Origin of the sequence: Rathayibacter sp. AY1C2, from assembly GCF_002931195.1 — a bacterium.
In the GTDB taxonomy this organism is placed as follows: domain Bacteria; phylum Actinomycetota; class Actinomycetes; order Actinomycetales; family Microbacteriaceae; genus Rathayibacter.
The window spans coordinates 50,890-66,751 of the sequence record NZ_PSWG01000013.1; the positions used below are offsets into that span (position 1 = coordinate 50,890).

Below are 15,862 nucleotides of genomic sequence, written 5' to 3' on the forward strand. Positions count from 1 at the left end.
CCGTGACGGGCACCGTCTACGCAGCAGGAGCGGTGTGCTGGCGGATCATCGAGGGCCGCCCGCACATCCTCGTGATCCACCGGCCGCACCGCCGGGACGTCAGCCTGCCCAAGGGCAAGGTCGACGCGGGCGAGTCCCTCCCGGAGACCGCGGTCCGCGAGATCCGCGAGGAGACCGGGCTCTCGGTGGCGCTCGGGGTGCCGCTGGGGTGCACAGAGTACACGCTGCCGAGCGGGCGCCCGAAGGCCGTCTACTACTGGGCGGCGCAGGTGACCGAGAAGGCCGTCCTGGCGTCCGACTTCCTCCCGAACGACGAGGTCGAGGCGCTCGAGTGGGTGACGCTCAAGCGGGCCCGGAGCTACCTGACCTATCCGCACGACGTGACGATCGTCGACGAGTTCGCCCGGATCGCCGCACGCGGTGCGCTCGAGACCTTCGCGATCGTGGTCCTGCGGCACGCGAAGGCGGTGCCCGCCTCCTCCTGGGACGGCCGCGACTCCACCCGCCGCCTCACCGGGCGCGGCCGGGTCGAGGCCGCGGCCGCCGCTCAGGCCGTGGCCGCCTGGCGCCCGCGCCGCCTCGTCTCGAGCACCGCCAAGCGCTGCCGGTCGACCATCGCCCCGCTGTCCGGTCTGGTCAGGAAGCCGGTCAAGCTGCGCGACGACCTCAGCCAGGAGGCGCACGAGCAGGGCACCGCCGACGTCCGCGCCCTCGTCGGCAAGCGGGTCCGCGCCCGGCGCACCGCCGTCCTCTGCAGTCACCGGCCGGTGATCCCCGAGATCCTGCGCGAGATCGCCCTCGCCACGGCGACTCCTCTCGGCGCCTACCTCGACGAGGCGGCAGCGCTCCCGACCGGGGGCTTCGCCGTGGTGCACCTCTCCACCGGCCACCCCGGCTCCGGCATCGTCGCGATCGAGACGCACACGCCGCTGGCCTGACCCGCCCGGGCGCTGCGCGACCGGCTCGACGGGTCCCTCCGGACCGGGCCGGTCGCGCCGCCGGGACGCGCCCGACGCACCGCGCCTTCCCCGCCGCCCCGTCGCTCCGCAATCCCCGAGGCGGACCCGTTCACCGCGCGTTCACCGAGCGGTCGGTGCCAGGACACGACCCCTCCGTACTCTCGCTCGCGGGCTGCACCAGGCCCTGTTCTGTTTTCCACGTTTTCCTACCCGAAAGGGATACTTGTGAGATTCTCGCGTCTCGGCCAGGCGGCCGTCGTCGCCGCCGTCGCAGCGATCACGCTGACCTCCTGCGCTGCCAACGAGGCACCGGCCGCAGGCGGCAGCTCCGGCTCCGCCACCACCTCCACGCTCTCCGGCACCATCACCGGGATCGGCTCGTCCGCTCAGGGCACCGCGCAGACCACCTGGGCCGCCGCGTTCCAGACCGCGAACCCCGAGGTCACGGTCAACTACGACCCGCAGGGCTCCGGCGCCGGCCGCACCAACTTCATCGACGGCGCCGCCGACTACGCCGGCTCCGACTCCGCGCTCAAGGACGAGGAGCTCGCGGGCACCTTCGCCGCGTGCGCCCCCGACACCAAGGCGATCGACCTCCCGGTCTACATCTCGCCGATCGCGGTCATCTTCAACGTGGAGGGCGTCGACGAGCTCAAGCTCGACGCGGCCACCATCGCGGGCATCTTCAAGGGCACCATCACCTCCTGGGACGCCCCGGAGATCAAGGCCCTGAACCCTGACGCGACCCTCCCGTCGGCGAACATCACCTCCGTGCACCGCTCGGACGACTCGGGCACCACGCAGAACTTCACCGACTACCTCGCGGCCACCGCGAGCGACGTCTGGGACGCTCCCGCCGCGCAGACCTTCCCGTACCAGAGCGGTGACGGCGCCAAGGGCACCTCGGGTGTCGTCGACGCGGTCAAGAACGGCACCAACACGATCGGCTACGCCGACGAGTCCGGCGCCCAGGGCATGGACATGGCGCAGCTGAAGGTCGGCGACGCGTTCTCGACCATCTCGGCCGACGGAGCCGCGGCGGTCGTCGCCGCCTCGCCCATCGCCGAGGGCCGCGAGGACAACGACCTCGCGATCAAGATCGACCGCACCGGCACCGAGGCGGACGCCTGGCCGATGGTCCTGGTCAGCTACCTCATCGTGTGCCAGGAGTACGCGGACGCCGACAAGGGCGAGGTCGTCAAGTCCTTCGCCTCCTACGTCGCGAGCGAGGAGGGCCAGGAGGCCGCCGCCGCTCAGGCCGGCTCCGCTCCCCTGAGCTCCGAGCTCGCCTCGACCGTCGCCACCGCGATCGAGTCGATCAAGTAGTCCCACCGGCAGGGCCCGTCTCGCAGCACGATCCGCGGGACGGGCCCCGCCTGTGCCGGGCTCGACCCACCGGACGCCCCCTCCGAGCCCTAGCATCTCCCTGTGCGCCCCGCCGAACCCCCTCGTCTGAAGAGAGTCCCCTGGAATGGCAACTGAGACCGTCGTCCGCCCGAAGGCGAAGGTGCGTGTCGGAGATCGGGTCTTCTCGATCTCGACCGTCGCCGCCGGTTCCCTCATCCTCCTCGTCCTCGCCGCCGTCGCGATCTTCCTCATCGCGCAGTCGATCCCCGCGTTCACCGCGCCGGCCGGCAGCCTCCCCGGCGACGCGACGAGCTTCTGGGCCTACGTCGGCCCCCTGGTCTTCGGCACGGTCTGGTCGGCGGTGATCGCCCTGGTGATCGCCCTGCCGCTCTCGATCGCGATCGCCCTCTTCATCTCGCACTACGCGCCGCGCCGCATCGCGATGGCCCTCGGCTACGTGGTCGACCTCCTCGCCGCCGTCCCCTCGGTGGTCTTCGGCCTCTGGGGCGCGACCGTGCTGGCGCCGATGGTGCAGCCCTTCTACCTCTTCCTCAACGTGAACATCGGCTGGTTCCCGCTCTTCGGCGGCCAGGCGTCGGGCACCGGCAAGACGATCCTCACCGCCTCGGTGGTGCTGGCCGTCATGGTCATCCCGATCATCACCGCGGTCTGCCGCGAGATCTTCCTCCAGGCCCCGCGCCTGCACGAGGAGGCGGCGCTCGCGCTCGGCGCGACCCGCTGGGAGATGATCCGCATGGCCGTCCTGCCCTTCGGCGCCCCGGGCATCGTCTCGGCCGCCATGCTCGGCCTCGGCCGGGCCCTCGGCGAGACGCTCGCCGTCGCGATGGTGCTCTCGCCCGCGACGGTCGTCTCCTTCCTCCTGCTCACCTCGCAGAACTCGAACACCATCGCCGCGAACATCGCGCTGCAGTTCCCGGAGGCGAGCGGAGTCGGCGTGAACGTCCTCGTCGCCTCGGGCCTCATCCTCTTCGTCATCACGCTCGTCGTGAACTCGGTCGCGCGGTTCATCGTCAACCGCCGCAAGGCCTTCTCGGGAGCCAACTGATGTCCGCCGCCACCTCGTCGATGCCCTTCTCGCTGCAGGCGGGCAAGCTGCCCAAGGGCACTCCCTGGATGCTGCTCGTCGGCAGCTGGGTCGTGTTCGCCGCCGTCTTCCTGATCCTCCAGGCGGCCGGCATGATGAACGACTTCAGCCTCGTCGGAGCGATCTTCTGGGGCACCGTCCTCTTCGACGTCGCCATCTACGTGGTCTCGCGCCTGGTCGAGGGCGGCCGCAAGGCTGTCGACCGCCTCGTGACCTCGCTGGTCGCGACCGCGTTCATCATCGCGCTGCTCCCGCTGATCTCCCTGCTCTACACGGTCGTCTCCAACGGAGTCGCGCGGTTCGATCCGCTCTTCTTCTCCTCGTCCATGCGCAACGTCATCGACGCGGGCGGCGGCGCCCTCCACGCGATCATCGGCACGCTCGAGATCACGGCCATGGCCGCGCTGATCTCGGTGCCGATCGGCCTGCTCACCTCGATCTACCTCGTCGAGTACGGCCGCGGCCACCTCGCCCGGGCGATCACCTTCTTCGTCGACGTGATGACGGGCATCCCCTCCATCGTCGCGGGCCTGTTCGCGTACGCGCTCTTCGCGCTGCTCCTCGGCCCCGGCGTCCGGATGGGCTTCGCCGGCTCGATCGCCCTCGCCGTGCTGATGATCCCCGTAGTCGTCCGCTCGTCGGAGGAGATGCTGAAGCTGGTCCCGAACGAGCTGCGCGAGGCGTCCTACGCGCTGGGCGTGCCGAAGTGGCTGACCATCGTCAAGATCGTGCTGCCGACCTCCATCGCCGGCATCACGACGGGCATCACCCTCGCGATCGCCCGCGTCATCGGCGAGACCGCCCCGCTGCTCATCGTCGCCGGCTTCACCGCGTCGATGAACTACGACCTCTTCAGCGAGCGGATGATGACCCTCCCGGTCTTCGTCTACACGCAGTACGCGAACCAGGGCCCCGACGCCGAGGCGTTCCTCAACCGGGCCTGGACCGGCGCGCTGGCCCTCATCCTGATCGTCATGGCGCTGAACCTGGTCGCCCGCCTGATCGCGAAGATCTTCGCCCCCAAGCTCGGCCGCTGACACCCACCACTCGGCTCCGGCCGGAATCCCCGAAGGAAGCAATGTCCAAGCGCATCGAGGTCAACGACCTCAACGTCTACTACAGCCAGTTCCTCGCGGTGGAGGGCGTCTCGCTCGCCATCGAGCCCCGCACGGTCACCGCCTTCATCGGCCCGTCCGGCTGCGGCAAGTCGACCTTCCTCCGCACGCTCAACCGCATGCACGAGGTCATCCCCGGCGCGCACGTCGAGGGCGAGGTCCTGATCGACGGCAACAACCTGTACGGCCCGGGCGTCGACCCGGTGCAGGTCCGCCGGCAGGTGGGCATGGTCTTCCAGCGCCCCAACCCGTTCCCGACGATGTCCATCCGGGACAACGTGCTGGCCGGCGTGAAGCTCAACAACCGCCGCATCTCGAAGTCGGACGCGGACGCGCTCGTCGAGCGCTCGCTCCAGGGCGCGAACCTCTGGAACGAGGTGAAGGACCGCCTCGACAAGCCGGGCTCCGGTCTCTCCGGCGGCCAGCAGCAGCGTCTGTGCATCGCCCGCGCGATCGCCGTCTCCCCCGACGTCCTCCTGATGGACGAGCCCTGCTCCGCCCTCGACCCGATCTCGACCCTCGCGATCGAGGACCTCATCGAGGAGCTCAAGAACGACTACACGATCGTCATCGTGACCCACAACATGCAGCAGGCCTCGCGCGTCTCGGACCGCACCGCGTTCTTCAACATCGCGGGCACCGGCAAGCCGGGCAAGCTCATCGAGTACGACGACACCGCGACGATGTTCTCGCGGCCGTCCGTCCAGGCGACCGAGGACTACGTCTCGGGCCGCTTCGGCTGATCCGCCGCAGACGAGAGCGAGCCGCGTCCCTCCGGGGTCGCGGCTCGCTCTCGTTCCACCGCGTTCCCTCCGGGAACGAGAAGAGCCGCACTCCGCCATCGGAGTGCGGCTCTTCTCGTGCTCGGGCCGTCAGGCGATGTCGATCGCCAGTATCGGATCGGTGGTCGGAGTCGGCGAGCCGCCGGCGTCCTCGACCGTCACGGCGACGACTCCGCCCTCGGTCAGGCTCCCCTCGAGCGGGGCCACGGTGCTGCCCTCTCCCCCGTCGAACGTCCCTGCGGCGACCGGACCGGATGAGCCGATGTACCAGAGCTCGTAGGTCTTGTCCTCCGGCAGCGGCGCCAGGTCGTCCACCACGAGGGCGGAGCGGCCGAGCGAGCTCGACCAGACCAGCGTCGCCTGCTCGCCGGTGGCGACCGTGCCGGTCGTCTCCTGCGCGTCGGGGGCGCTGCGGATCTGCTCCAGAGCCGTCTGCTGCTGCGTCTGGCCGGGGCCGGACGAGAGCAGCGGCGGGAGGGTCACTCCGCCGACCACGATCACCGCGGCGGCCGCGGCCGCCGAGAGGTAGACCGCGGGGCGGGCGAACCAGCGGCTCCGGGCGCGGTTCGCGGCGCTGCCGCCACCGTCCCGGCGAGCCGTCGGACCGCTCCGCTCGCCCTCGGAGGCGACGGGGACCAGACGGGGCGCGGCGGGCGCCTCGTGGTCCTCGTCGGGCTCCTCCAGCGGCAGCTGCGGAGTGGTGGCGATGAGCGCCATCAGGTCGGCCTTGAAGCCCGGCGAGGGCTCCACGGCGGGTGCGTCGGCGACCAGCGCCTCCGCCACCTCGGCGAACGCGTCGGCCTCGCCGCGCGCCTCCGGGTGCTCGGAGAGGAAGCGCTCGTAGCGCTCCTGCTCCTCGGGCGTCAGGATGCCCAGTGCGTGACCCGCCGCGAGATCGCGCGGGTCGTCCATCCCGTCGGGGAGTCGCACATCGTTCACAGGGCCACCCCCATCTCTTCTCGAAGTCTGATCATTCCGTCACGCAGGCGTGTCTTGACGGTTCCCACGGGGCACTGCAGGATCCCCGCGATCTCGCTGTGCGAGTATCCGCCGTAGTAAGCGAGCTGCAGCGCCTGCCGCTGCAGTTCCGTCAGGCGGCCCATGGCGGCCGCGACCTTCTCGTGCTCGAGGGACACCTCCGCCTGCTCGGAGACCTGGTCGTAGTCGCGTCCGAGGTCTCGGATTCCGATGCGCATGTCCCGATCACGGCCGGCTTGAGCCGCGCGGACCCTGTCGATGGCCCTGCGGTGTGCCATCGTGAGGATCCAGGTCGTCGCGCTTCCTTTATTCGGAGCGAAACGCCCAGCGGTTTGCCAGATCTCGAGGAAGACCTCCTGGGCCACCTCCTCGGACTGGGAGCGGTCGACGAGGACGCGGATGATCAGGCCGAGGACCCGGCCGGCCATCTGGTCGTAGAGCGCGGCGAACGCGGCCTGCTCTCCCCCGGCGATGCGCTCGAGGAGGACAGCCGCCTCCGCAGTGGTGTCGTCCGTCATCAGCCCCGCCTCGCCCGCGCCCGGGCTGAAAGATTCCGCGTCATCCAGAAGGCTGTCACGGCCAGGCCTGCAACGACGACCGACACCTCGATCGGATGCGTCACGAATCGGACATCCAGCGCCAACGTGCCGATCGGCACGAGCGCGGGGTCGCCCAGCCGGGGGGCCAGCCAGAGCGAGATCACGGCCACCGCCGCAGCGGTGATGCCCGGATAGCTGCGCGGGCGGATGAGGACCCAGAGCCCGGCGAGCACGTCGAGGACCGCGAGGACGCGCATCACCGTGCCCTGCGAGAGCGAGACCCCCGCGGCGAACTGGGCGCCCTCCGCGTCGTCGACGCTCGGCGCGGCGAGGAGGTAGAGGGCGGCGACGACCAGCAGCCCCGCCCCCGCCCAGACGCGCGCGCCGATCCGGAGAGCTCTGCTGTTCTTCATTCCGCTGGCGCCTGTCTGTGGGGACTCGGGCGAGGATCGACTCCTCCTGGGCCCTCGCCTCGCGCACCGTGGCGGCGATGCGAGCAGAGAAGGGGCCGGACCGCAGGAACGCCTCTCGGCGCGAGGCCGCTCGAAGCGGCTATAAGTGGAGCCCGGGGTTACTGCGATCCGGCTTCCGCCAGTCTACCAAAGGCCTCCGCGGTGGCGGCGAGCGGCGTTCGCAGTGGGTGAACGCGGGTTGCGCGTCACTCCAGGGAGTCGCTCCGCCACAGCCGCGCACAGCTCACGAGCTCGGCCGCGGTGGTCGAGAGGCGCAGGGCGCGGGTGGTCAGCTCGCTCGCCCGGGCGGGGTTCACCGGCTCCACGTCGTCGGCGACCGAGACGGCTCCGGAGGCGCTCACGCGGCAGAACGCCGCGGCGCGGTCCAGCGCCACCGCGAAGTCGCCGTCGAAGACGCCGCGGAGGATCCGGTCGGCCAGCTCGGTGATCTCGGCCGGCCCCGTGGGAGTGCTGGCTCCGGCGACCACCGGGTCGATCGTGGCGGACAGCTCGACTCCGCGCTGGTAGAGGAAGCTCGTGCTCTCCGGGTCCTGCCGGATGACCAGCCGCAGCAGGTAGATCCGCCAGAGGGCGCCCGGCAGGCTCGCCGCGCTGGAGCGCGCCCAGAGCTCGGCGAGCGCGTCGATGCCGTTGTGGTCGGTGTACTCGACCAGGCGGTCGATGACCACCGGGTCGGGGTCGTTCCGGACACGGCTCAGCAGCGCGATCGCGGTCTCGTGGGCGACGCGGCTGATCTGCGCCGGGTCCTCTCCTCCCTGGAACGCCTCGAAGACGTGGGAGGGGAACTTGGTCGGCTTGTGGAAGCCGTCTGTCATGGGGCCGCCTTCCGCGGTCGTACGCGCGGACGCTCTCGCGCTCGCGCTCCGTAGGGGGTTCGAGGAGGGTAACGCCCACGGCTGGGCGGGTATGCCCGCGCGGAGGACGCGGTCCGCTCCGGGATCGTCCGCGCTCCGGGCCGCACCTGCTCCGGCCGCACCTGCTCCGGGGGCGCCGACGGCCCGCTACCCTGGAGCGCGCGGGCCTCTAGCTCAGTTGGCAGAGCAGCGGACTTTTAATCCGCGGGTCGTCGGTTCGAGCCCGACGGGGCCCACCACTCGACCGCCTGGTCGCGCTTTCCGGACAGTGCCAGGGCGCAGCCAGGTCGCCGCACTACCGTGCAGAGGTGCTGACCGTCCTCCGCGTCCTCCTGCGCCGGGCGCGGCTGTGCGAGGCGTGCCGCGTCCGGCCGGCCCGCCGCCGTGACCCGTTCTGCTCGACGGACTGCGCGAAGACGTACCACCTCTACCTCTGACGCCTCGTCCGGGCCGCGGTGCTCCGCGACGGCGTCACTCGTGGCAGAGCGACCACACCTCGTCCGGGTAGTCGCGGACCTTCTCGCCGACGAGCAGGCGCCAGCGGCCGTCCTGGTGCTCGAGCAGGCGGCCGGTGACGACCTCCGAGAGCCAGTCGGAGTCGATACGGTACCAGCGGACGAGGCGGACGGTCGTCGCGGTGTGCGAGACGCGAGTCGTCATCGCGGGAGTCCCTTCTCGAGGAGGGAGCGGGGTGCTGGAACCAGCGGGGCGTTCGACGCGCGAACGGGGGGATGACCCGCACCGGGACGACTCCGTTGTCGACCGGCCGGGAGACTGCGGCGGGCATCCGGCGGACCGGATGCCAGGTACTCTAGACGACCGCGCGAACGGTGTCTGTCCCGTCGCCGGTCACAGCGGAGCGGCTCCGTTCAGCGGACTCAGGGCTGGACGGTGCAGCCGGCCGAGCGCGTCTGCCGGAACGCGGCCGCTTCGCGGGTGCGGGAGCGGAGCCTCCTCGCGCGGCGGCGGAGGAGCCGCTCGCTCGGGCCGAAGGCTCCGGATTCGAGGAGCTGGCGGAGGGACAGGGTCACCTGCCGGGCCAGACGGGGATCGATGCGGCCGGGGATCCGGATCGCGTCGATGAGGTCGAGGGCGTTGCGCGTGGTGCGGGAGATCGCCATGACGGAACCCTAGGGACGCCGGGGCGCGGTGTGCGCGCCCCGGACGGGGGCGCCGACGGGGACTGATGCTCAGCCCCGGGGCGCCCCGGCGGGATCAGTCGTGCCCGTTGCTGCCGTCGCCACGGCCCGTGGAGGACTGCAGGCGGTCGATGTGCTCGGAGGCCTGGGCCTTGGTGAGGTCGGCGGGCAGGGTCTCGCCCGCCTCGCGCGCGAGAGTGTCGAGGTAGCTGCGCTACGGGCCGGTCATCGGCTCGTCGCCGGTGACCCAGTCGGACGGGTCCTTGCTGGCGCTGGTGTCGCTGCCGTCGTCGGCACGGGCGCCGAGGACGTCGCCCTCGGTCTTGACATCGGGATCGGTGGTGTTGTCATCGCTCATGGTGCGACCGTACGCCCGACCACCGACGCCGACGAGGGCTTGCGGAGCGGGCCCGGGCGCCCCGCTTCACGAGCCGAGCAGCGCGTGCGCGACGGTGAAGATGACCAGCCCGGCCAGGGAGCCCACGACGGTGCCGTTGATCCGGATGAACTGGAGGTCCTTCCCGACCTGCAGCTCGAGCTTCTCGGACGTCTCGCGCGGGTCCCAGCGGTGGATGGTGTCGCCGATGATGCTGGCGATGTCGGTGCGGTAGCGGTCGACCAGGTTGGCCGCGACCGATCCGATCCAGGAGTCGACGGTCGCCGCGAGGTCGGCGTCGGTCGAGAGCCGGCGGCCCAGATCGACCACGATCGACTCGATGCTGCCGCGGAGGGGGCTCGACGGGTCGTCCATCGCGCCGAGGAGCGAGGCCTTCGTCGCCTCCCAGGCGTCCCCCGCGAGCTCGCGGACGCGCGGGCTGTCGAAGGCGCGGTTCTTGATCTCCTCGACGCGGGCGATCAGGTCGGGATCGGTACCCAGATCCTGCGCCAGCGTGGCGAGGTAGCCGTCGATCGCGATCCGGAACGGGTGCACCTGGTCCTCGCGCACCGCGGCGACGAAGACGAGAGCCTCGCGGTACAGCCGCTCGTCCACCGCCCGGCTGACCGCGGAGGGCAGCCAGCTCGGCAGGCGGCCGCTGACCATGCGGGTGAAGCTCTGCGGGTTCGCGGTCAGCCACTCCTCCGCCTGCTCGACCAGCGTGTCCACGAGGCGCCGGTGGTGGCCGGCCTCGACCACGGTGCCCACCAGCGAGCCCAGCGGCGGGCCCCACTGCGGGTCGAGGAGGTGGCGCCGCGCCAGCGCCTCGATCACGCGCTGCACATCGGAATCGTCCAGCAGGGCGATCGCCGAGCGGACGGCCGCCGCGCTCTCGCCGCCGACGCGGTGCGCGTTCTCCGGCTCGGCGAGCCAGAGCCCCGCCCGCCGGGCGATCCCGAAGGAGTCGAGCTTCTCGCGCACGATGGCGCCGCGGAGGAAGTTCTCCTCGACGAACTGCGCGAGGCTCGCGCCGATCTCGTCCTTCTTGGTCGGGATGATCGCGGTGTGCGGGATCGGCAGGCCCAGCGGCCGCCGGAACAGCGCGGTCACGGCGAACCAGTCGGCGAGCGCGCCGACCATCCCGCCCTCGCTCGCGGCCCGGACCCACTGCAGCCACGGGTAGCGCTCCTGCAGGGCGAACGACACGGCGAAGACGACGGCCATCACCACGAGCAGGCCCGTGGCGAGCCGCTTCATCCGGACGAGGGCGACGCGCTTGGCCTCGTCGTCGCGCCCGACGGCCGCGAGGGTGGTCATGACGCGGTGGGGAACCCCTCGTGGCGGATGCCCCACGCGACGGTCCACTCCTCGCCCGGCTCGAGCCAGCGCAGGCCCTGCCCGCTGTTGAACGCCTCTGCCGGAGCGGTCATCGGCTCCACGGCGATCGCGGTCTTCACGTCGTCGCCGTCGGGGAAGATCCGGGTGATGAAGACCTGGATGAAGTTGTGCGAGGCGTCGGCCCAGAGGAGCACGCGGCGGCCGTCCGCGGCGCGGAGGCCGTGCACGCTCTCGCCGTCGACCATCCGGACGTCGGCCCAGGCGTCGTCGAGCTCCAGGTCGCCGATGCGGCGGCCGGAGCGGAGGTCCCACTCGGTGCCCTCGACCGGGTTCTGCACGGTGGGGTTGAGGCGCTCGTCGACCTCGATGTGCACCGCCGCGTCGACGGTGATCTCGAGCTCGTCGGTCGGGACGTCGCCGATGGCGAGGAAGGGGTGCGTGCCGATGGCGACGGGCGCCTCGTCGGCTCCGACGTTGACGACGCGGTGGACGACCTTCAGTCCGTCGGCCTGCAGCTCGTAGCGGACCGAGGTCTCGAGGTGGAACGGGTAGCCCGCCTGGGGCACGACCGGCGCGGCCAGCTCGACGAAGGACGGGCCCTGGTCGACGAGGCGGTACGGGGTGCTCACCAGGAGGCCGTGGATGGCGTTGTGGTACTTCGGCTCGGTGATCGCGAGCTGGAGCGTCTCGCCGCGGTGGTGCCAGCGCCCGTCCTTGACGCGGTTGGGCCAGGGCATCAGGACGATGCCCGAGCCGAACGGCGGGACGGTGCTCTCCGGGTAGGAGGCGGTGATCTCCACTCCGTCGACCGAGAGGTGGCGCAGCGCTGCGGCCACCTCCGTCACGACGGCGTGCAGGGTGCGTCCCTCGGCGGTGAGGTCGAGCGGGAACTGGCGCCCGGTGGCGGGAGCGGGGGTGAAGTCGGCCATTCCTCGATCCTACGGACTGACGCGCTCGCCGAGCGTCCGGCAGCGGGTGACCGCGAGCCCCGCCTCCTCCAGAGCGGCGACGAGTCCGTCGGCGGCCCCCGCCCCCGTGAGCAGACGGTCGAACTCGTCGGGAGCGGCGACCCGGCCGAGGTCGACCACTCCGAGCTTCGAGGAGTCCGCGACCACGACCCGGCGGGTCGCCGCCTGCAGCATCCGGCGCTTCAGGGTCGCCTCGGGGAGGTTGACGTTGGTGACGCCGGCCTCGGGGTGCACACCGGTGCAGCCGATGAAGGCGATGTCGGCGCGGATCCGCTCGAGTAGCTCGGACGCCAGCGGCTCGACCAGCGAGTGCTGCAGCGGCCGCAGAGTGCCCCCGGTGACGACGACCGTGAAGCGCGGGATGGCCGGCTCGAGCGCCAGCGCCGTGGAGAGGCCGTTCGTGATCACCGTGACGTCGCGCAGCTCCTCCCGCGCCACGAGCGCGTGCGCGATGGCGAGCGGTGTGGTGCCCACGTCGAGCACGATGCTCTGCCCGGAGGAGACGGAGGCGGCGGCCTCCTCGCCGATCGCGGCCTTCTCGTCGGAGGCGGCGCTCAGGCCCTCCTCGAGCGAGCGCTCGCCGGTGCGTCTCGGCGCCGGGATCGCCCCGCCGCGCACCCGCTGGAGGACGCCCTCGCTCGCGAGCAGGGCGAGATCGGAGCGGACGGTGACGACCGAGACCCCGAGCATGTCGGCCATCGGGGCGACCCCGACGAAGCCCGAGCTCTCGGCGGCCAGACGCAGCCGCAGCCGGCGCTCGATCGCCGACGTGGACTCCTGCTCGCCGTCCGTCCTCATCCGCCCATCGTGCCCGCGGGCCGGTGGACTTGTCAAAGGGAAAACGAGCTTTCCTTTTCGAAGGTGCGGCCCTAGTCTGACTCCTGCCATGAACGAAGCGATCACACTCTCCGCCGGCGTCGTCAAGCGCCGGCACACGCTGGCCGACGGCCGCGAGCTCCTCTACTTCGACGACGCCGACACGACCCTCCCCCCGGAGCGCGCCGCCGACGCACGCCACCTCGACCCCCGCCCCGCCACCGCGCGGATGCGCCAGGACGTGCTGACCGGCGAGTGGGTCTCCATCGCCGCGTCGCGCCAGAACCGCGTGTTCCTGCCGCCGGCCGAGCTCGATCCGCTCGCCCCGGCGTCGCCGACGAACCCGTCGGAGGTGCCCAGCCGCTACGACGTCGCCGTCTTCGAGAACCGCTCCCCCTCCTTCGGCCCGCTCCTCGAGGACGCGGACGCGCCCGCCTCCCTGGAGGACCTGCGCACCCTCGGGCTCGGCCGGACGCTGACCAGCGTCGGCCGCTGCGAGGTCGTCTGCTTCAGCCCCGAGCACGAGGGCTCGTTCGCCACGCTCAGCGCCTCCCGCGCCCGGACCGTGGTCGAGGCCTGGGCCGACCGCGTAGGCGCCCTCTCGGCCCTTCCCGGCGTGCAGCAGGTGTTCCCGTTCGAGAACCGCGGCGAGGCGATCGGCGTCACGCTGCACCACCCCCACGGGCAGATCTACTCCTACCCCTACGTCACGCCGCGCACGACCCGCCTGCTCGCCTCGCTCGACAGCTACGGGCCGTCGATGTTCGCCGACGTCCTCGCCTTCGAGCAGGCCGGCGAGCGCGTCCTCCTCCGCGGCGAGCACTTCACCGCGTTCGTGCCGTTCGCCGCGCGCTGGCCGGTCGAGGTGCACCTCCTGCCGCACCGCCACGTCCCGGACCTGGCGGCGACCACCCCGGAGGAGCGCGACGAGCTGGCTGCGATGTACCAGCGCCTGCTCCGCGGCATCGACGCCCTCTACGGCACCCCGACGCCCTACATCGCCGCCTGGCACCAGGCCCCGGTGCACGAGCGCCGCGACGAGGTGCGCCTGATGCTCCAGATCACCTCGCCCCGCCGCGCCGAGACGAAGCTCAAGTACCTCGCGGGGAGCGAGGCCGCGATGGGCGCCTGGATCGGCGACATCGCCCCCGAGACGAGCGCCGCGGCCCTGCGCGCGGCGATCGAGCGGGCCGACGCGGCCGTGCTCGAGGCCGGGATCGCACAGCGCCCCGACGCGGCGCTGCCGGTCGCCGCGCACAGCGACGACTCGCTTCCCGGCGGCGCCGCCACTCCCGCCACCACCGCCGCCGACATCGCCGAGGAGAACCGATGACCGCCGCTCCCGCCTCCCTGACCGCCGTCGCCGAGAGCGCGGCCGCCGCCTTCGAGCGCACCTTCGGCCGCCCTGCCGCGGGCGTCTGGGCCGGCCCCGGCCGCGTGAACCTGATCGGCGAGCACACCGACTACAACGACGGCTTCGTCTTCCCCTTCGCGATCGACCGCGCCACGGCGATGGCCGTCGCTCCGAGGGAGGACCGCCTGATCCGGATCAGCAGCGCCTTCTCCCCCGAGGTGGTCGAGGTCGCTCTCGACGAGCTCGGCCCCGGTGCCGTGACCGGCTGGTCGGCCTACCCGCTCGGCGTGGTCTGGGCGCTCACCGAGTACGGCGTCGACCTGGGCTCCCGCTCGGGCTTCGACGCGTACGTCGACTCCGACGTGCCGGTCGGCGCGGGGCTCTCGAGCTCGGCGGCGCTGATGTGCGCGATGGCCGTCGCCCTCGACGAGCTCTGGCACCTCGGCTTCGACCGCGCGACGATGGCCCGCGTCGGTCGTCGCGCCGAGAACGTCGCGGTCGGCGCCCCCACCGGGATCATGGACGAGTCCGCCTCCCTCTTCGGGAAGCGCGACGCCGCGGTGTTCCTGGACTGCCGCAGCCTCGACACCGAGGTCGTCCCCCTCGGGTTCGAGGAGGCCGGGCTCGTCCTGCTCGTCGTCGACACCCGCGTCGAGCACGCGCACGCCACCGGCGGCTACGCCGAGCGGCGCGCCTCCTGCGAGCTCGGCGCCGCGACCCTCGGCGTGCCGTCGCTCCGCGAGCTGACGGTCGACGACCTGCCGCGCGCCCAGGAGCTCCTCGACGACGTCACCTACCGGCGCGTGAAGCACGTCGTGACCGAGGACGCCCGCGTGCTCGAGACCGTCCGCACCCTGCGCGAGCACGGTCCCCGGGCGATCGGCGATCTGCTCGACGCCGGCCACGTCTCACTCCGCGACGACTTCGAGATCTCGGTGCCCGAGCTCGACACCGCCGTCGAGGCGGCGCGCGGCGCCGGAGCGATCGGCGCCCGGATGACCGGCGGCGGCTTCGGCGGCTCCGCGATCGCCCTCACGCCGGTGGAGAAGGAGGAGGAGGTCCGCGCCGCGGTCCTCGCCGCCTTCGCCGAGAAGGGCTTCGCGACTCCGGAGCTCTTCCTGGTCACGGCCGCCGACGGCGCGGGTCGCGTGCTCTGACCTCTGCTCCCGTCGACGCCCCCCTGCGACCTCGCGTCGCAGGGGGCGTTCCTCGTCCAGCCGCTACGGCGCCGGATCCGGCGGAACGACGGCGCGCGATTCTCCCCCGGTGACCCGGACCAGCTCGGCGAAGCTCGTCGGGTAGACGGTGTGCGCGTGCCCGGCCGCAGCCCAGACCACGTCGTAGGCGGCGAGGGCCGTGTCGACCACGGTGCGCAGCGGCGCGGGATGGCCCACCGGCGCGATCCCGCCGATCGTCTGGCCCGTCGCGGACTTCACCTCCGCGGCCGGCGCCCGGGTGATCGATCCGCCCAGCTGCACGCCCAGCCAGGCGGTGTCGACGCGGTGGCCGCCGCTGGTCAGGACCAGCAGCGGCGCACCGTCGATCAGGAACACGAGCGAGTTGGCGATCTGGCCGACGTCGACGCCCAGCGCCTCGGCCGCCAGTGCCGCCGTCGACGCGGCCGAATCGAGCCAGCGCACGGTCGGGTGCACGCCGTGCCGGTCGAGGTCGGCGAGGACGCGGTCGACGGCCGGGTGGCTCCGTTCGCTCATGCCGCCG

18 protein-coding genes, 1 tRNA gene and 1 pseudogene are annotated in these 15,862 nt (G+C 72.2%); 9 read left to right on the top strand and 11 right to left on the bottom strand.

The genetic code is table 11. From position 1 onward, the window contains the following. Nucleotides 1-2 precede the first annotated feature (2 nt). The 5 genes from C5C55_RS10675 to pstB all read left to right on the top strand — a co-directional run bounded on the left by C5C55_RS10675 (nt 3) and on the right by pstB (nt 5,269). The gene (locus tag C5C55_RS10675) at nt 3-938 is read left to right on the top strand and encodes an NUDIX domain-containing protein (protein ID WP_104224703.1); all 936 of its coding nucleotides are present in this window, start codon (nt 3-5) and stop codon (nt 936-938) included. Nucleotides 939-1,184: 246 nt separating this feature from the next. Continuing rightward, nucleotides 1,185-2,285 (top strand): phosphate ABC transporter substrate-binding protein PstS, encoded by a 1,101-nt coding sequence (gene pstS, locus C5C55_RS10680; protein ID WP_104233897.1) that lies wholly within the window; start codon nt 1,185-1,187, stop codon nt 2,283-2,285. Between the two features lie 145 nt (nt 2,286-2,430). Continuing rightward, nucleotides 2,431-3,372: a phosphate ABC transporter permease subunit PstC gene (gene pstC / locus C5C55_RS10685; RefSeq protein ID WP_104227270.1), complete on the top strand. Its 942-nt coding sequence runs from the start codon at nt 2,431-2,433 to the stop codon at nt 3,370-3,372. Then, a complete protein-coding gene (gene pstA / locus C5C55_RS10690; protein WP_104224706.1) occupies nt 3,372-4,448 on the top strand; it encodes a phosphate ABC transporter permease PstA in 1,077 nt (358 codons plus the stop codon). Before pstC ends, pstA begins: the two co-directional genes overlap by 1 nt. Nucleotides 4,449-4,489: 41 nt before the next feature. Then, entirely contained in the window at nt 4,490-5,269 is a 780-nt protein-coding gene (gene pstB, locus C5C55_RS10695; RefSeq protein ID WP_104224707.1) for a phosphate ABC transporter ATP-binding protein PstB, read from the top strand. Between the two features lie 129 nt (nt 5,270-5,398). Here pstB and C5C55_RS10700 read toward each other — a convergent pair whose 3' ends face one another. The 4 genes from C5C55_RS10700 to C5C55_RS10710 form a co-directional block, all read right to left on the bottom strand. Then, nucleotides 5,399-6,247 carry an anti-sigma factor domain-containing protein gene (locus C5C55_RS10700; protein WP_146076502.1) on the bottom strand — a complete coding sequence of 283 codons (849 nt, stop codon included), beginning with the start codon at nt 6,245-6,247 and terminating at the stop codon, nt 5,399-5,401. After that, nucleotides 6,244-6,804: an ECF RNA polymerase sigma factor SigK gene (gene sigK / locus C5C55_RS10705; RefSeq protein ID WP_104224709.1), complete on the bottom strand. Its 561-nt coding sequence runs from the start codon at nt 6,802-6,804 to the stop codon at nt 6,244-6,246. Before sigK ends, C5C55_RS10700 begins: the two co-directional genes overlap by 4 nt. Further along, nucleotides 6,804-7,238: a hypothetical protein gene (locus C5C55_RS16345; RefSeq protein ID WP_104224710.1), complete on the bottom strand. Its 435-nt coding sequence runs from the start codon at nt 7,236-7,238 to the stop codon at nt 6,804-6,806. Before C5C55_RS16345 ends, sigK begins: the two co-directional genes overlap by 1 nt. A gap of 245 nt (nt 7,239-7,483) precedes the next feature. Beyond that, nucleotides 7,484-8,113 carry a DNA-directed RNA polymerase subunit beta gene (locus C5C55_RS10710; protein ID WP_104227273.1) on the bottom strand — a complete coding sequence of 210 codons (630 nt, stop codon included), beginning with the start codon at nt 8,111-8,113 and terminating at the stop codon, nt 7,484-7,486. A 202-nt stretch (nt 8,114-8,315) separates the two neighbouring features. Between C5C55_RS10710 and C5C55_RS10715 the strand changes: the two genes are divergently transcribed. After that, nucleotides 8,316-8,391: transfer RNA gene (locus tag C5C55_RS10715), tRNA-Lys, on the top strand. 69 nt (nt 8,392-8,460) lie between these two features. After that, nucleotides 8,461-8,589: a hypothetical protein gene (locus tag C5C55_RS16875; RefSeq protein ID WP_258072539.1), complete on the top strand. Its 129-nt coding sequence runs from the start codon at nt 8,461-8,463 to the stop codon at nt 8,587-8,589. Nucleotides 8,590-8,623: 34 nt separating this feature from the next. Here the strand turns inward: C5C55_RS16875 and C5C55_RS10720 are convergent, their stop codons facing one another. The 6 genes and pseudogenes from C5C55_RS10720 to C5C55_RS10745 all read right to left on the bottom strand — a co-directional run bounded on the left by C5C55_RS10720 (nt 8,624) and on the right by C5C55_RS10745 (nt 12,771). Then, nucleotides 8,624-8,812 carry a hypothetical protein gene (locus tag C5C55_RS10720; protein ID WP_104224712.1) on the bottom strand — a complete coding sequence of 63 codons (189 nt, stop codon included), beginning with the start codon at nt 8,810-8,812 and terminating at the stop codon, nt 8,624-8,626. Between the two features lie 218 nt (nt 8,813-9,030). Then, entirely contained in the window at nt 9,031-9,273 is a 243-nt protein-coding gene (locus C5C55_RS10725) for a hypothetical protein (RefSeq protein ID WP_104224713.1), read from the bottom strand. Between the two features lie 94 nt (nt 9,274-9,367). Beyond that, a pseudogene (locus tag C5C55_RS10730) lies at nt 9,368-9,649 on the bottom strand (DUF3072 domain-containing protein). A 66-nt stretch (nt 9,650-9,715) separates the two neighbouring features. Beyond that, complete coding sequence (locus C5C55_RS10735; RefSeq protein WP_104233899.1) at nt 9,716-10,984, bottom strand: DUF445 domain-containing protein; 1,269 nt, start codon at nt 10,982-10,984, stop codon at nt 9,716-9,718. After that, nucleotides 10,981-11,934: an aldose 1-epimerase family protein gene (locus C5C55_RS10740; RefSeq protein ID WP_104233900.1), complete on the bottom strand. Its 954-nt coding sequence runs from the start codon at nt 11,932-11,934 to the stop codon at nt 10,981-10,983. Before C5C55_RS10740 ends, C5C55_RS10735 begins: the two co-directional genes overlap by 4 nt. Nucleotides 11,935-11,943: 9 nt before the next feature. Next, nucleotides 11,944-12,771, bottom strand: coding sequence for a DeoR/GlpR family DNA-binding transcription regulator (locus C5C55_RS10745; RefSeq protein ID WP_104233901.1), 828 nt, complete (start codon nt 12,769-12,771; stop codon nt 11,944-11,946). Nucleotides 12,772-12,859: 88 nt separating this feature from the next. Between C5C55_RS10745 and galT the strand changes: the two genes are divergently transcribed. Both galT and galK read left to right on the top strand, forming a co-directional pair. Next, entirely contained in the window at nt 12,860-14,122 is a 1,263-nt protein-coding gene (gene galT / locus C5C55_RS10750) for a galactose-1-phosphate uridylyltransferase (protein WP_104233902.1), read from the top strand. After that, a complete protein-coding gene (gene galK, locus C5C55_RS10755) occupies nt 14,119-15,300 on the top strand; it encodes a galactokinase (protein WP_104233903.1) in 1,182 nt (393 codons plus the stop codon). Before galT ends, galK begins: the two co-directional genes overlap by 4 nt. 63 nt (nt 15,301-15,363) lie before the next feature. On the opposite strand, the gene C5C55_RS10760 is transcribed toward galK, so the two are convergent. Continuing rightward, nucleotides 15,364-15,855: a YbaK/EbsC family protein gene (locus C5C55_RS10760; RefSeq protein WP_104233904.1), complete on the bottom strand. Its 492-nt coding sequence runs from the start codon at nt 15,853-15,855 to the stop codon at nt 15,364-15,366. Nucleotides 15,856-15,862 lie beyond the last annotated feature (7 nt).

What these genes read in the sequence shown, in the direction of transcription:
- galT (WP_104233902.1), top strand. Translation starts at nt 12,860, where the DNA reads ATGAACGAAGCGATCACACTCTCCGCCGGCGTCGTCAAGCGCCGGCAC.
- C5C55_RS10760 (WP_104233904.1), bottom strand. Translation starts at nt 15,855, where the DNA reads ATGAGCGAACGGAGCCACCCGGCCGTCGACCGCGTCCTCGCCGACCTC.
- sigK (WP_104224709.1), bottom strand. Translation starts at nt 6,804, where the DNA reads ATGACGGACGACACCACTGCGGAGGCGGCTGTCCTCCTCGAGCGCATC.
- C5C55_RS10710 (WP_104227273.1), bottom strand. Translation starts at nt 8,113, where the DNA reads ATGACAGACGGCTTCCACAAGCCGACCAAGTTCCCCTCCCACGTCTTC.
- pstA (WP_104224706.1), top strand. Translation starts at nt 3,372, where the DNA reads ATGTCCGCCGCCACCTCGTCGATGCCCTTCTCGCTGCAGGCGGGCAAG.
- C5C55_RS10720 (WP_104224712.1), bottom strand. Translation starts at nt 8,812, where the DNA reads ATGACGACTCGCGTCTCGCACACCGCGACGACCGTCCGCCTCGTCCGC.
- pstC (WP_104227270.1), top strand. Translation starts at nt 2,431, where the DNA reads ATGGCAACTGAGACCGTCGTCCGCCCGAAGGCGAAGGTGCGTGTCGGA.
- C5C55_RS10740 (WP_104233900.1), bottom strand. Translation starts at nt 11,934, where the DNA reads ATGGCCGACTTCACCCCCGCTCCCGCCACCGGGCGCCAGTTCCCGCTC.
- pstB (WP_104224707.1), top strand. Translation starts at nt 4,490, where the DNA reads ATGTCCAAGCGCATCGAGGTCAACGACCTCAACGTCTACTACAGCCAG.
- C5C55_RS16345 (WP_104224710.1), bottom strand. Translation starts at nt 7,238, where the DNA reads ATGAAGAACAGCAGAGCTCTCCGGATCGGCGCGCGCGTCTGGGCGGGG.
- galK (WP_104233903.1), top strand. Translation starts at nt 14,119, where the DNA reads ATGACCGCCGCTCCCGCCTCCCTGACCGCCGTCGCCGAGAGCGCGGCC.
- C5C55_RS10735 (WP_104233899.1), bottom strand. Translation starts at nt 10,984, where the DNA reads ATGACCACCCTCGCGGCCGTCGGGCGCGACGACGAGGCCAAGCGCGTC.
- C5C55_RS10725 (WP_104224713.1), bottom strand. Translation starts at nt 9,273, where the DNA reads ATGGCGATCTCCCGCACCACGCGCAACGCCCTCGACCTCATCGACGCG.
- C5C55_RS10745 (WP_104233901.1), bottom strand. Translation starts at nt 12,771, where the DNA reads ATGAGGACGGACGGCGAGCAGGAGTCCACGTCGGCGATCGAGCGCCGG.